Genomic DNA, 13,664 nt, shown 5'->3' with positions numbered 1-13,664 from the left:
ATTCAAATTAATGAGCTTTTTTTGCAACCAAACTATTCTGAGGTGCGTCTTATAGATAAACAAATAAAATAAACAGATATGAAAACAAAAGGAATGATTGCATGGATTGCTCTGATAGCAATGATCATGGGAGGTTTCACAACTCCATTACAAGCGGAAAATATCGAAGGAAATGAAAAGCTAGTAACAAAGAATATTCAAATTGACGATTATACCGCAATTCAGATAGGTAATATCAATCAGTCGGGAGGTTCTTTCAAGTCGTTGTTTTCACTCATCACTTCCGGCGGAAACTCATCCTGCTTCCCTCAAGTATATTATCAGCAAGGGAATAAAACAACCCTGAAAGTAACAACCGACGAAAACATCTTACCCGTATTGACTTTTCAGGTAGAGAATAATGAGCTCAGAATACAGGCAAAAGAAGGAATATATATTTCTCCTAGTAAGTTATTGATAGAAACCTCGTCCAAAGACTTGAAGAAATTATCAATTGGCGGAGGAACGGATTTCTTTCTGAAATCAGCTTTAAACACAGAATCGTTAGAAGCGAATATATCTGGTGGCGGTAACATGGAGTTTAAGGAATCAGCAAAGATACAATCTGCCAGTTTCTCAATTAGCGGAGGCGGGGATTTAGATGCAACCCAATTAACATGTGAAGAGATTTACATAAAAGTATCAGGAGGTGGCGATGCTAATGTCGCCGGGAAAGCTCAACGAGCAGAGATGAAAGTATCGGGAGGTGGTGATTTAAATGCCCGCGATTTACAAGTAGATCATGTAATCTGTGATGTTTCCGGCGGTGGAGATATTACCGTTTACGCCGTAGAACAACTGGAAGCCCATGCATCTGGTGGAGGCGATATTTATTACAAAGGTAATCCAAAAACAGATACTTCTTGTTCTGGTGGTGGAGATATTCATCATATCAACTAAATTTTTCCTACATTTGTACAGGTTTGTGTAAATAGAGTTGATGTACAACTGTAAATGAAGGAAAAATGAAAACAAAAGGATTCTTATTGCTGGCATTCCTGTTCGGTCTGTTCTTGAATGCCAAAGCAGCCGACAATGTAAACGGCAACGGTACGTTGAGTACCAAGACCATTAAGATTGATGATTTCAACGAAGTGCGGATCGACGGAATCATGGACTTCAATTATGTTCAGTCAGACGATCCCGGTAGTTTGGAAGTAACATTAGATGAAAACCTTCATCAATATTTGAATGTCGATATTCACGACCGTATCTTGACTTTAAGCTTCGATAAGAAAGTAAAGGTTATTAAACTGACTAAGTTTGTCGTAAAGACGAATTCAAAATGGCTGAAGAAAGTAAAAGCGGCTGGTAATGCCAATTTCATGGTAAATAGTAAGCTGTCTGGCGATGAACTGGAAGTAAAAGCAAACGAGAATTGTTTGGTTCAGTTTAAACAGCCAATTGAAGTAGGTGTCTTGAATTTAGACGTTTCGGGCAGTGCCAATATGGTCGTTGAAAATATGAAGGTCGACAAACTGAACTGTAATATGGGCGGTTCGGGTTCCATCCGTCTGAAAGCCGGATCTGCCAATCAGGGAAATTATACGGTATTAAGCAGTGGTGACATTCATGCTTATGGTGTTGCAATCCCGGATGTAAAATGTAAAATGGCAGGCAGTGGTTTGGCAGAAATCCATCCGACAGGTAATCTGAATGCTACCTTGGTCGGTAAAGGAAACATCCGTTATAAAGGTCCGACCGCTGTACAACAACGTATCATCGGAAAAGGAACAATAGAAGAAGTGAAATAAAATACCTATAATCCGTGCGGAATGGAACCGTCCAAGTAGTTTTCCGGTTCCAATCCGCGCGGATTTGCATTGAAAAAGTACTTGGACGGTGAAAATCCGCAAAGAATCGGACTGAAAAAGTACTTGGACAGTCAGAATCCTGACAGAATGATACTAGAAAAGCCTTTTCTAATGAAAATCTTTGCGGATTCCTCTTAAAAAAGCACTTGGATGGCAAAAATCTTGGAAGAATGCAACTTTCCAAGAAATAAGAGAAAGATATTTCCGGCAGAGTAGAACGGTTCAACCCAGCAGGCGGTCGGTTTCGCAGCGGTCGGTTTCCAACTGCGCCTTCAAATCGGCCAGCGAAGGGAATTTACGGTTTGCCCGAAGCTGGTAAACGAACGAGACTTCCATTTCCGCGCCATACAAATCTCCCGAAAAATCCAATAAATACACTTCTATGGACTGACTATTCCCATCATCCAGTGTCGGTCTGTTTCCTATAGAAAGCATGCCTTTATAACGTTTACCGGAAAGAACAGCCCAGACTGCATAAACACCATTTCCGGGTAGGATCTTACGAGAATCTTCTACCGAAAGGTTGGCTGTCGGGAAACCGATTGTACGTCCTACCTGGTGTCCTTTTACAATCTTTCCCTTCAGAGAATAAGGATATGATAACAGAACTGCCGCCTGTTTCACCTCGCCTTCTGCCAAGAGCCGACGAACTTCAGAAGAACTTACTTTCGTCTGCCCATTATCATAAGGTAGAGCCTGGATCACATCCATTCCCAAAGCCTTCCCATATACAACATACTGATCAAATCCTTCGGCCCGATCATGCCCGAAACGATGATCATAACCTATCAGTAAAGCCTTTACCCGAAAAGCTTCGGCCAGTATTTTAGTAATAAATTCAGCTGCCGAAAAACGGGATAACTCCAACGTAAAATCGAGAACCAGACAATAATCCACACCTGTCGTAGCCAACTGGGTTTGTTTTTCCTCCCATGTATTCAATAATTTCGGCTGATAATCCGCATGCAGAACAGCCCTGGGATGTTCCCGAAACGTGATGACAGCCGAAGGCAAACCTTCCTTATCCGCCACCTTCTTCAACTGGTCTATCAGGAAACGATGGCCCAGATGTACACCATCGAAAAAGCCTATCGTTGCAACCAGTGCTTCCGGAAGTTCAACTTGTCTGCTTCTATCTATTACAATCATTCTTTACTCTTCTCCCTATTTTTACGTGCCTCTTCACGGGCTTTCAGCTCGGCTTTACGTGCTTTTTCCCGTTCCTTCAGTTTCTGTTTATAGGCCCGTTCTTTTTCCTTACGTTCTTTTTCCTTCTGCTTCAGCCGTTCTTTGTAAGCCCGTTCTTTCTCCTTACGGAGTTCTTCACGAGCCTTCAGCTTCGCTTTCCGATCGGCCTCAGCCTGTTTCAGTTTTGCTTTCCGGTCGGTTTCCAGTTTCCGCTCGCGTTCTTCTTTCGCCTTCAACAGTCTTTCTTCTTCAGCCTGCTGCTGCGCTTCTATTTCAGCCCGGATCTTCGCATTCAGCTCTAATTCTACCTGTTCGGCTTCCTGCTCTGCCTCGAATACCCGACGAGCTTCTTCTTTCTGCATTTCTTCAGCTTCCGCCTGCAAACGACGGATCTTTTCGATATCTTCCAATGTCAAGCCTTTGTCTTTCTCCGGTTTAGGAGCCGTAAAGTCAGGCTTTTCCTTTTCAGGCAACAGCTGTTCTTCCAATACAGGCTGAACCGTATCATCCGGCAGAATAACGGAAGTATCCGGAACAGTTACAACCGTACTGTCAAGAACCGACGGTTTTTCTACTTCCGGTACTGGCTGTTTCTCATCAGCTGGTATTGGAGATTCCGGAACATGCTGACGGGATGAGACTGAATCCGCCGGAACTGTCAAGGAATCTGCCGGAGTTGTTTCCGACGATTCATTGGCTTTCTTCTCAGCTTCTTCGGCCTGTGCCTCTTTTCGTGCTGCCCAGCGAGCTGCCAATTCCGGAGCTTTGTCATGGAAATGTTCATCGAAGAAAGCGACATACTCATCCAACGTCTTGCCATGCATCAATGTCTCGTAATTATCTTCTGATATAGGCAAAATATCAATAGCCTTATCCAAGTTTGAAGCATAGCCGCCTTGACCATAAATCATCTTATAATAATGCCAGGCCTCATCGAAATTATAGAAGCCGCTCAGCACAAAGATACTTGCAATCCCGGATTCTTCAAACGACATATCCAGCTGTTTTACCATAAAATTGGCGAAGTTATAGGCTGCCACGGTAAAGAGCAGCTGATTCCGATCGATTAATCCGGTCGGATAAATCATAACCATCCGGTAAGGAACATTCGGTTCTGCCTTAAAGGTCCGGGCCGAATCAGCCGCAGACAAAGAGCCGTCGTCGCCTGTTCCAAAACGAAGATTCCACGTCATTCCCGTTACGCCGCCCTGAACCATCTGACGACCCCGTAAAACACCTTTCAGCATCTCACCGGCCAGTTCCGAGACATCTTCTGAAGGATATTTATCCAGCAAGGCTTTCAAAGCAGTCTTGAAGCCTTCAGCATCGCCGGCCTGTACATAAGTCAACGCATCCAGGAACATAAACTTAGGTAACAGTTTTGCCAATGGATATTTCTGACTGACCATTCGGTAATTCCGGCGTACAGCCGAAGTATCTTCTGCCAGATAACGCTCGTATGTCTGTTCATAGATAGAATCCTGAACGACATCCATCATCCGCATATTATATTCATAATTCGGGTCGGAAATTGCCACAGCATAATCACTGCCCGGGAACTTCGCCATCATCTTCTGTTTATATTCCTCAGCTAAACCTGTATCTTTCAGGCGCAAAGCCATCAGATAAATCTGATAATAACTTTCCATCAGGTGCGAATTATCCGGGAAACGCTTCTCTAAATTCTGGAAAGCCTCTATGGAGAGCGATAGATCTTCCAGTTTATCCTTATAAATCATGGCCATGTTATACAAACCGTCCTCAATGATTACGTTCGAAGCTTCCACATCTTCAGGAGTCATAGGCAGCTGCTGCAAATAATATTCCCGCGACTTCGGATCATCCGAGCTTACGACAGAAGATGTATCTCCGGCACCACCGGCAGCTAAGTCAGCCAATTGTCCGCCTTCCATGCCTTCTTGGTCGGTTTCCTCACCCATATCATTCGGATCATTGAATGTTGTGAGCGTTTTCTTTCTCCGGCGCCAGTCATCTTCCAACGGGCGACGTCCCCATTTCCGTTGGAACTGAGTCTTTCCCTGAGCTACAGCCTGCGGATTATAGAAATAAAACGACGCGCTTCCTGAAGCCGTTGGCAGTGTAACCGTATTCGCTTCCGTACCCGGACGATTAATACCGGTTCCTTTTGCGCTCTGTTCAGCCAAGAATGCTTCTTTCTCGGCTTCCTCCTGCGCTCTCTTCTCTTCTTCCTTTACCTGTTCGATAATCTTATCAATCACGGCCAGACGTTCTTTCTCCGGCATCTTGGCCAACGTCTGCAAACTGTCCTGCAAATGGACGGCTTCTACATGGACAACCAGTTCGTCCAATACAGCCGATAACTTAGAAATACGCTCATAGTCTTTATATTCCTTCTGAATGCCGGCCAAAGCCCCACTGAAGTTCGGCTGCGCCTTTACATAGTCTCGTTTCTCGAAATACAAATCGCCCAAACGGATCTGGCAAAGCGCCTTGTCCAATCCATTCTGCGTACTTTTCTCAACACCTAATTCATAGTTCTTAATGGCATTGGCCGTATCTTCCCGGCTCATATAAACATTACCCAAAGCATAATACACCTGATCCAGCATGTCTTTATTCTTCTGGTTCTTGGCCATCCGTTCCAGACGCTTTACCACCTTCTGGTAATCACTGCCCGAAAAGACTTCCGTCTGACGGATACGAGCCGCAAATTCCAGTTCATAAGGCGGATTAGAACGAATAACTTCACCAAAAGTTTTATACGCCATGCCGTCCATTTCAAGAGAAGCATACATTTGTCCGAGTAAATACCGCATCCGGCTCTTCTGTAATCGGTTCTTTTCCGCTTTAATAGCGGTTCGCATATAAGGAATAGCGTCTTCAAACTGCTGATTCTTGATCAAATAATCCGCATAAACGGCAGCATACTGATTCAAGCACTTCTTCGGGATACCGTTTGTATTCAGTTTCCCCAAAATATCTTCTGCCTCATAATTCCAGCCCATCTCGGCATAACAACGAGCCTGCCAGAGTTTGGCTGAAGCAACCAGTTCTTCATCTTCCTTATAATGGCGGGTAATATAAGAGAAAGTTGCAGATGCCTGCAGAAAGTCGGCGTTATAAAACTGAGCTTCGCCCATTAACATCCAGCATTTCTTCAGGAACGGATTATATTCTTCCTGATTCTGCCATGTAACTTGTTTAGGATCTTTGCGCCAGCCGGCTTTCTTCTTCGGCTTGGTCTTGATGGAGTGTAATTTGATTGCCTTGTTGCTTTTCTCTATAGCCCGGTCGAAAGGTCCGCCTGTCTCAGCCTTTTCTTTCGGCTGTGCACTGATCGGATACATCAGAATCATATCAGAATAATTCTCCTTATAGCCAGTTTGCATCGACAACAAAGCCTCATCAAACGATGTTTTCCCGTTGTAATAGATATTAAAGCGAGAATTCAACGCATGATAAAAACGATTGAACCGGGTGTTTTTCTTTGTACTGCACGACCAAAGCAATGACACCACAAACAAAGCGACTATATAATAAAATCCTTTCTTCAAAACAACAAACGACTAACGACCTCTCATAAGAAGTAAATGCGTATATATTAACGTATCAGAAGCGCTTTTATTGCCTTTACAGCCAAAAAGAACAATACCAGTACCAAGATAATAAACGCGCCTGAAGGTATATTCAAATAATAAGACAAGAACAGACCAACGACGGAACCTCCAAAGCCGATCAGCACGCTGCCCCACATGATCTTCCTGAAATCGGAGGTTAATAAATTAACCGTGATCTGCGGTAATGTCAGCAAACTCATCAGCAACATGATACCAACCATACGGATCGCCAGTACAATCGTAACAGCAATCAGGCACATCATCATATATTCAATCAGACGGACCGGCAATTGCTGTGTTTTGGCAAACGCCGGATCAAAAGCTACATATATGATCTCTCGCGTAAAGATGCCGAACAGAAGAAGTACAACAATCGACAAAACTGCACTCGCTAAAATATCAGTTGGAGCTATGGTCAGGATATTTCCAAAAAGATAGGCTGACAGATTCGGAGCATAACCTGGTGTCAGAAAGATAAAGATCACACCTAAAGCCATTCCTAATGACCAGACTCCAGCAATTGCCGAATCTTCACGTATCTGCTGAGATTTACTGGCCCATTCTACACCAAAGGCAGCCAGGACGGCAAACAGCATAGCCGATGCGATCGGATTCATCCCTAAGTAGAATCCCAAACCCAAACCACCAAAGGACGCATGTGTAATACCTCCGCTGATGAATACCAGACGCCGGGAAACGATATATGTTCCCACCAGTCCACAGGCTATGGCAGTAAACAAACTACCTAACAGGGCATGTTGGAAAAAAGCATATTGAAACAATTCCATCTTTCTTACTTTCTCGCATTAATGAATTCTCCGCTCACCGACAATCAGAAAAGCCTCGTCCTTCAGTTCATCCGGCAAATTGATTCCACGCAATTGCAAACTGCGCAACCATCCGGCGACTTCAACTTCCTGTAAAGTAAACAAGACGTCTCGGAATTCATCTACAGCAGCTTCATCATAAGCATCCGCCTCCACACCTTTGAAGCGGTCAAGCTCTTCGTCATTATAATATTCAATTGATTTGCTGACGGCAGCCAACAAGCTATCCCGCTCGCATACTTCATGCTGTCCGCAGCATTCTTCAGGAATTTCCTTAGGTTCCGGTATCTCGGTAATTTCTCCCCGCTCCAGCATCTTCTGCAGTTTCCGGTTACGGAAATAACCTAAAATAGCAGCAACAATACCCAATACAACCAGACTTAATATGATATACCACATGGCTTCGTATGTTTTATACTGATTTTTCTTCTATCTGGAAACCGGCCTGTGCCAAATGCTCCCAATAATGAGGATAACTCTTACTGACTACTTCCGGATGAGCCATCTCAATTCCTGCCGGACGTACCAATGCCAGTGGAGCAAAGGCCATCGCCATCCGATGATCCTCGTAAGTTGCTATCACCGGATTTTCTTCTGCTTCACACCTTTCTCCATCCCATTCCAGGATGCTGTTGCAGCTGTCTTTCAACACATAGCCTAACTTACGCAATTCCTGCTTTAATGCTTCCATCCGGTCTGTCTCTTTAATCTTCAGACTTTGGAGTCCGGAAAATCGGAACGGTATATTCATGCCCGCACATGTTACCACAAAGGTCTGCGCCAGATCCGGTTCATTTACGAAATCATACACTAACTTACGCGTTACATTTCCGGTCTTTTTCAAGACAACACCGTCTGACGTAAACGAAGTTCCCACACCCAGCTGAGCAAACAGCTTGGCTCCGGCAGCATCTCCTTGCAAACTATGTTTAAACAATCCGTTCAGCTGTATGTCGGCCTGGCGTGACAAAGCCATCATTTCATACCAGTAAGAAGCCGCACTCCAGTCTGATTCCACCGTAAAAGGAATCGGATGATATTCTTGCGGTGCTACACGGATGGTAGCTCCTTTCCATTCAGCCTTCACTCCAAACTGCTCCATCAGCTGAAGTGTCAGTAAAATATAAGGCCGTGAAACAATATTCCCTTCCAGATGAAGTATCAAACCTTTCTCCATTAACGGTGCCACCATCAGCAAAGCAGAAATATACTGCGAACTAACGCCACCAGATAAAGAAATTTCTCCGCCCTGAAGTGCACTACCGAAAATCCGTAAGGGAGGAAAACCTTCCTTCTCGATGTACTCAATCCGAGCTCCAACCGCATTGAGTGCGTCTACTAATATCTTTATCGGACGATTCTTCATCCGCTCTGTCCCGGTAATTGTCCATTCACCTACGACCTTTGCCAGGAATGCTGTCAGAAACCGCATCGCTGTTCCTGCTGCCTGAATATCAAAATCCCGGTCGTTCGAGTTTAAAGCCTTAACCAGGACAGCCGTATCATCACAATCCGAAAGATTCTGGATAGGATAGGGGCTATAGCTAAGCGCATTCAGGATTAATGCCCGGTTGCAGATACTTTTCGATGAAGGCAGCTGCACAACAGCCTTCAGTGCTGCTTCCGGAGACTTTATTTTGTAATTCATACTTCCTCGTGTTATTTGGCTACAAAAATAAGGATTTCCACACGCATAAAAAAACAGAGAGCTGTCTGTTTTCATAAACTGCCCGTAACTCATGCCTCAAAACAGATTTTTCTGTTTAGTTTTATATCTTTGTGTTCACTAAAATGTATCATTATGCGTATAGGTCTCATCTTCATTCTGCTTGGATTTTCATTCCTGACTTCTACAGGTCGGACTCAGACAGAACAATCATCATTAAAAGTAGCTCTTGTACAAGCCCAACTTGCCTGGGGAAACGTAGATGCCAATCTGGAAGCTTTTGACAGACGGATCAGGCAGTGTACAAACTGTGACCTGATTGTTTTTCCCGAACTATTTACATCCGGCTGCGAAATGAAAAAGAAGAATGCACAGGAAAAGGCAGACTTAAAGGATCTGGTCGCCGCTCAATATCCCCGCATTATCCAATATATGCAGCAGTGGGCCCGGGAAACTCAGGCGCTCATCATCGGATCAACCATTTACAAAGAAGAGAATCTTTATTTCAACCGTCTGCTGGCCGTCTTTCCGGATGGGAAATATCAGATTTACGACAAGCACAACTGTTTCAAGAAAGGAAGCTTCTCGCCGGGCAAAGAACGCCTGATCTTTACCTGGAAAGGACACCGTTTTTCTCCTTATATCTGTTATGATCTCCGGTTTCCTAACTGGAGCAGAAACCAGGATGAATATGATACAGCCATCTATATTGCCAACTGGCCCGAATCCCGTCAAAGTGATTGGGAAAAATTACTGCAAGAACGAGCCATGGAAAATCAGGTAAACGTGATTGCCGTCAATTGTGTGGGAACTGATTCTGCCGGTATTGTATATCAGGGAGGCAGCCGTTTGTTAAATGCCGACGGAGAAATCGTAGCCCAATGTCCGGACAATGAAGAAACAGTCCTTATCGGCGAACTGAAGCAATAAGCCACGCAGCTGCATAAAATAAAAAAAGGTGCATTCCGACGCCTAAAGGAATGACACCTCTTTTAGCTCTGCAACGAAACAATCTCACGATTCCTTCATACAAAGACTTGTTAACCTTAGATCTAAAATACTATGAAAAAAACTCGACACAAAGATAATGTATTTCTTACATCATATATTGTCCGAATGTATCAATTTATTATAAAAACCAGGGAGTAAATTTATATATTCCTTTAAAAAAGGCTAAAACCATCTCAAATTTCGAATTTTTCGGGAATTGAATCCATTATTTCGAATAATTCTTTCACGGTTTCCGCCCGCAACATCGCCACGCGTGTCTGCTTAAAATCCGGAATGCCTTTAAAGAGAGAAGTGGCTGCCAAATGCCGGCGAATATGCAAAATGCCCCGCCGTTCGTCAAGTCGGTTCACACTGTCTGTTACCTGTTCTTTCAGAATATCCAGGTACCAATGAAAAGATTCAGGGGGCAATAATTCGCCCGTCGTCAGATAATGCTTGACTTCCCGGAAAATCCACGGCCGACCGATACTTCCTCGACCGATCATGACGCCATCAACGCCATACGTATCAAAGCGTTGCCTGCATATTTCCGCAGATGTCACATCTCCATTACCGATAATCGGGATCGTCATTCTCGGATTATTCTTTACCGCACCAATCAAAGTCCAGTCGGCTTCTCCGGTATACATCTGGGCACGTGTACGACCATGTATCGACAAAGCTGCAATACCGCAATCCTGTAATTGTTCGGCCAGTTCCACAATAATCTTATGATCGGCATCCCAACCCAAACGAGTCTTGACCGTAACCGGTATATTGACGGCTTTTACTACTTCCCGTGTGATTTCGAGCATTAAGGGAATATTCTGCAACATACCGGCTCCGGCTCCTTTTCCGGCAACACGTTTCACCGGACAACCGAAATTAATATCCAATATATCAGGGTGCGCTGCTTCGCAAATGCGGGCAGCTTCTACCATCGAAGCTACATCACGACCATAAATCTGGATGGCCACCGGGCGTTCTTCGTCTGACACAATCAGCTTCTGCTGCGTTTTGCTGACACTGCGGATCAAAGCGTCGCTCGAAACAAATTCCGTATAAACCATATCTGCCCCAAAACGCTTGCACATCAAGCGAAACGCAATATCCGTTACATCCTCCATCGGTGCCAGAAACACCGGCCGTTCTCCCAAATCTATATTTCCGATCTTCATATATTTACCTTACACATCATTATTCTGTGCAAAGGTACGGAATTTATTTGTGGCCTAAAAAAGATCAACCCTCGCTTCAATGCAACAAGATGGCCAGCGTCGGATTAAACGAAGCTTTCTGAACCGACAAACGGAACTCATCTACCAGCTGTTCGCAGTCTTCAATGCTCATACCCTGTTCCGGCTGATTCCAATGCCACATATTCACCTGTTTCTTTTTATTTTCTTTCTGTTTCATACGTTTATTCATTATTTATTGATTTGTAGTTATCCGTAAACTTTTATATGTTGTTTACCCATAAGACACATTCTTCCGAAAAACCCCTATTTGTCTTTCTTATTTTTCCGTACCACCTATGAAACAGAAAAAACAAAGTTTATGTTTACCAAAAGGCCATCTATTTTCTTTTCTTTATAACTTTGCCATATTATGTTAGGAACGATTGTCAATACCATTTGTATCATGATAGGCAGCACGGTCGGCAGTGTAGCCAAACGTGCCATCAAGCCTCAATATCAGAGTGCATTGTATCACGCCATGGGTTTGGCGGCCTTAGTTTTAGGAATCAATGCCGTTACTTCACATCTGCCGGAAAGTAATTATCCGGTCCTGTTTATCGTCAGTCTGGCATTAGGTACGTTAGTCGGTACTTTATTAGACCTGTCCGGCAAGTTCAACCGTGTCGTGCAACACTTCTCCAAGTCCAATCTGGCAGAAGGACTCTCGACAGGTATCTTATTATATTGTATAGGAACCTTATCGATGGTCGGGCCTATCATGAGTGCCCTCTACGGCGACAATACATATTTGTTTACCAATGCGACCCTTGATCTGGTGACTTCGACCGTCCTGGCCAGTACCTACGGATTCGGAATGATCCTGGCTGCCCCAGTATTGTTCCTGTTCCAAGGATCAATTTATCTGATTACTTCTTTGGCTGGTGACGTGATTTCAGAAGAGCTGATGAATGAGATTTCCATTGTGGGTGGTGTATTGATTGCCAGTTCCGGTCTGGCTATTCTCGAAATCAAAGACTGCAAAACATTGAATATGCTTCCGGCCCTAGCAGTTCCGGTATTTTTCTTCATAGCCAAATATCTGATTGGTTTTTAGAAGTTTAGACACAATAAACAAATTCTTAATATATGTAAATAAAAAAGCCGGCGTATTTTTGTCAATTTGCGCCGGCTTTTCATGAAAATACGCCGGCTTTTGCCCCAAATATAACGTCATTAAAAACAAAAGATACGAGAACTGAAAACGACTCTCATTAGTTTCGTTTTCGATTCTCGTATCTTTTAAAACGGGATATGTATATCTTATCGGATATTACCTACCTTCAACAAATATTCAGCAATTTGAACGGCATTCAAAGCGGCCCCTTTACGGATCTGATCGCTTACAGTCCAGAACGATAAACCATTCGGATTTGTCAGGTCCTTACGGATACGACCTACATACACTTCATCGTGATCGGCAACGAACAACGGCATCGGATATACTTTCTTAGCCGGTTCATCCTGCAGAACCACACCATCCATCTGAGCAAAGGCCTGACGAACTTCTTCCAATGAAAGCGGACGTTCTGTCTCAACCCATGTAGCTTCACTATGAGCACGCATAACCGGAACACGCACACAAGTTGCACTTACTTCGATATCTGAGTGCATAATCTTACGTGTTTCGTTATACATCTTCATTTCTTCCTTTGTATAACCATTATCTGTAAAGACATCTACATGCGGAATCAAGTTGTATGCCAACTGATAAGCGAACTTTTCAACAGTAGGCTCTTCACCATTCAACAACTGTTCGAATTGCTTCTTCAGTTCAGCCATAGCTGTTGCACCGGCACCACTGGCAGCTTGGTAAGTAGCCACATGTACACGTTTGATGTGCGACAGGTTTTCAATAGCTTTCAAAGCAACGACCATCTGGATTGTTGTACAATTCGGATTGGCAATGATGCCACGCGGACGATCCAGCGCATCTTCCGGATTTACTTCCGGAACTACCAGAGGAACATCCTTTTCCATACGGAAAGCACTTGAATTATCGATCATTACAGCGCCATGCTTTGTAATTGTCTCAGCAAATTCAATGGAAGTGCCGCCTCCAGCTGAAACGAAAGCAACATCGATACCCTTAAAATCGTCGTTGTGCTTCAGCTCCTTGACAGTATACTGTTTACCACGGAACGTATAATCACGTCCTGCACTACGAGACGAACCAAATAATACCAGGTTGTCTATCGGAAAATTTCTCTGATCAAGCACACGTAAGAACTCTTGTCCTACTGCACCACTTGCACCAACAATTGCTACATTCATTTCAGCGAAAAATTTAGTTTAAAAAGTTTGTA

General features: G+C 43.8%; 12 protein-coding genes. 4 read left to right on the top strand and 8 right to left on the bottom strand.

Translation table 11 applies throughout. The annotated features are described in order from the left end of the window. Window positions 1-78: 78 nt before the first annotated feature. Complete coding sequence (locus tag NEE14_RS11550; RefSeq protein ID WP_251966617.1) at window positions 79-939, top strand: head GIN domain-containing protein; 861 nt, start codon at window positions 79-81, stop codon at window positions 937-939. 65 nt (window positions 940-1,004) lie between these two features. Then, window positions 1,005-1,793, top strand: coding sequence for a head GIN domain-containing protein (locus tag NEE14_RS11545; protein WP_251966616.1), 789 nt, complete (start codon window positions 1,005-1,007; stop codon window positions 1,791-1,793). Window positions 1,794-2,075: 282 nt separating this feature from the next. On the opposite strand, the gene NEE14_RS11540 is transcribed toward NEE14_RS11545, so the two are convergent. The 5 genes from NEE14_RS11540 to NEE14_RS11520 are packed head-to-tail and all read right to left on the bottom strand — an operon-like array spanning window position 2,076 to window position 9,115. Then, entirely contained in the window at window positions 2,076-3,002 is a 927-nt protein-coding gene (locus NEE14_RS11540; RefSeq protein WP_251966615.1) for a bifunctional riboflavin kinase/FAD synthetase, read from the bottom strand. After that, window positions 2,999-6,577 (bottom strand): tetratricopeptide repeat protein, encoded by a 3,579-nt coding sequence (locus NEE14_RS11535; protein ID WP_251966614.1) that lies wholly within the window; start codon window positions 6,575-6,577, stop codon window positions 2,999-3,001. The genes NEE14_RS11540 and NEE14_RS11535 overlap by 4 nt, the downstream gene beginning before the upstream one ends. Window positions 6,578-6,624: 47 nt before the next feature. Next, window positions 6,625-7,428 carry a metal ABC transporter permease gene (locus NEE14_RS11530; protein ID WP_251966613.1) on the bottom strand — a complete coding sequence of 268 codons (804 nt, stop codon included), beginning with the start codon at window positions 7,426-7,428 and terminating at the stop codon, window positions 6,625-6,627. Window positions 7,429-7,446: 18 nt separating this feature from the next. Beyond that, window positions 7,447-7,866 carry a phospholipase gene (locus NEE14_RS11525; RefSeq protein ID WP_251966612.1) on the bottom strand — a complete coding sequence of 140 codons (420 nt, stop codon included), beginning with the start codon at window positions 7,864-7,866 and terminating at the stop codon, window positions 7,447-7,449. Between the two features lie 13 nt (window positions 7,867-7,879). Then, on the bottom strand, window positions 7,880-9,115 hold the full coding sequence (locus tag NEE14_RS11520; RefSeq protein ID WP_251966611.1) for a 3-phosphoshikimate 1-carboxyvinyltransferase: 1,236 nt from the start codon (window positions 9,113-9,115) through the stop codon (window positions 7,880-7,882). A 153-nt stretch (window positions 9,116-9,268) separates the two neighbouring features. Here NEE14_RS11520 and NEE14_RS11515 point away from each other — a divergent pair, with 153 nt between their 5' ends. Next, window positions 9,269-10,063, top strand: coding sequence for a nitrilase-related carbon-nitrogen hydrolase (locus tag NEE14_RS11515; protein ID WP_251966610.1), 795 nt, complete (start codon window positions 9,269-9,271; stop codon window positions 10,061-10,063). Between the two features lie 254 nt (window positions 10,064-10,317). Here NEE14_RS11515 and dusB read toward each other — a convergent pair whose 3' ends face one another. Continuing rightward, window positions 10,318-11,301, bottom strand: coding sequence for a tRNA dihydrouridine synthase DusB (gene dusB / locus NEE14_RS11510; protein WP_251966609.1), 984 nt, complete (start codon window positions 11,299-11,301; stop codon window positions 10,318-10,320). A 76-nt stretch (window positions 11,302-11,377) separates the two neighbouring features. Beyond that, the gene (locus tag NEE14_RS11505; RefSeq protein ID WP_251966608.1) at window positions 11,378-11,539 is read right to left on the bottom strand and encodes a hypothetical protein; all 162 of its coding nucleotides are present in this window, start codon (window positions 11,537-11,539) and stop codon (window positions 11,378-11,380) included. 192 nt (window positions 11,540-11,731) lie between these two features. Here NEE14_RS11505 and NEE14_RS11500 point away from each other — a divergent pair, with 192 nt between their 5' ends. Next, window positions 11,732-12,415 (top strand): DUF554 domain-containing protein, encoded by a 684-nt coding sequence (locus NEE14_RS11500; protein WP_251966607.1) that lies wholly within the window; start codon window positions 11,732-11,734, stop codon window positions 12,413-12,415. A gap of 206 nt (window positions 12,416-12,621) precedes the next feature. On the opposite strand, the gene NEE14_RS11495 is transcribed toward NEE14_RS11500, so the two are convergent. After that, the gene (locus NEE14_RS11495) at window positions 12,622-13,632 is read right to left on the bottom strand and encodes an aspartate-semialdehyde dehydrogenase (protein WP_251966606.1); all 1,011 of its coding nucleotides are present in this window, start codon (window positions 13,630-13,632) and stop codon (window positions 12,622-12,624) included. Window positions 13,633-13,664: the final 32 nt, after the last annotated feature.

This window comes from Parabacteroides sp. AD58, assembly GCF_023744375.2.
Classification (GTDB): domain Bacteria; phylum Bacteroidota; class Bacteroidia; order Bacteroidales; family Tannerellaceae; genus Parabacteroides; species Parabacteroides absconsus.
Note: the sequence above shows the minus strand (reverse complement) of the source record. Positions and strands in the feature narration are given on the sequence as shown.

Bases quoted from the DNA above. Each gene is read 5' to 3' on its own strand.
- dusB (WP_251966609.1), bottom strand. From the start codon at position 11,301: ATGAAGATCGGAAATATAGATTTGGGAGAACGGCCGGTGTTTCTGGCA.
- NEE14_RS11505 (WP_251966608.1), bottom strand. From the start codon at position 11,539: ATGAAACAGAAAGAAAATAAAAAGAAACAGGTGAATATGTGGCATTGG.
- NEE14_RS11515 (WP_251966610.1), top strand. From the start codon at position 9,269: ATGCGTATAGGTCTCATCTTCATTCTGCTTGGATTTTCATTCCTGACT.
- NEE14_RS11540 (WP_251966615.1), bottom strand. From the start codon at position 3,002: ATGATTGTAATAGATAGAAGCAGACAAGTTGAACTTCCGGAAGCACTG.
- NEE14_RS11550 (WP_251966617.1), top strand. From the start codon at position 79: ATGAAAACAAAAGGAATGATTGCATGGATTGCTCTGATAGCAATGATC.
- NEE14_RS11525 (WP_251966612.1), bottom strand. From the start codon at position 7,866: ATGTGGTATATCATATTAAGTCTGGTTGTATTGGGTATTGTTGCTGCT.
- NEE14_RS11500 (WP_251966607.1), top strand. From the start codon at position 11,732: ATGTTAGGAACGATTGTCAATACCATTTGTATCATGATAGGCAGCACG.
- NEE14_RS11530 (WP_251966613.1), bottom strand. From the start codon at position 7,428: ATGGAATTGTTTCAATATGCTTTTTTCCAACATGCCCTGTTAGGTAGT.
- NEE14_RS11495 (WP_251966606.1), bottom strand. From the start codon at position 13,632: ATGAATGTAGCAATTGTTGGTGCAAGTGGTGCAGTAGGACAAGAGTTC.
- NEE14_RS11520 (WP_251966611.1), bottom strand. From the start codon at position 9,115: ATGAATTACAAAATAAAGTCTCCGGAAGCAGCACTGAAGGCTGTTGTG.
- NEE14_RS11545 (WP_251966616.1), top strand. From the start codon at position 1,005: ATGAAAACAAAAGGATTCTTATTGCTGGCATTCCTGTTCGGTCTGTTC.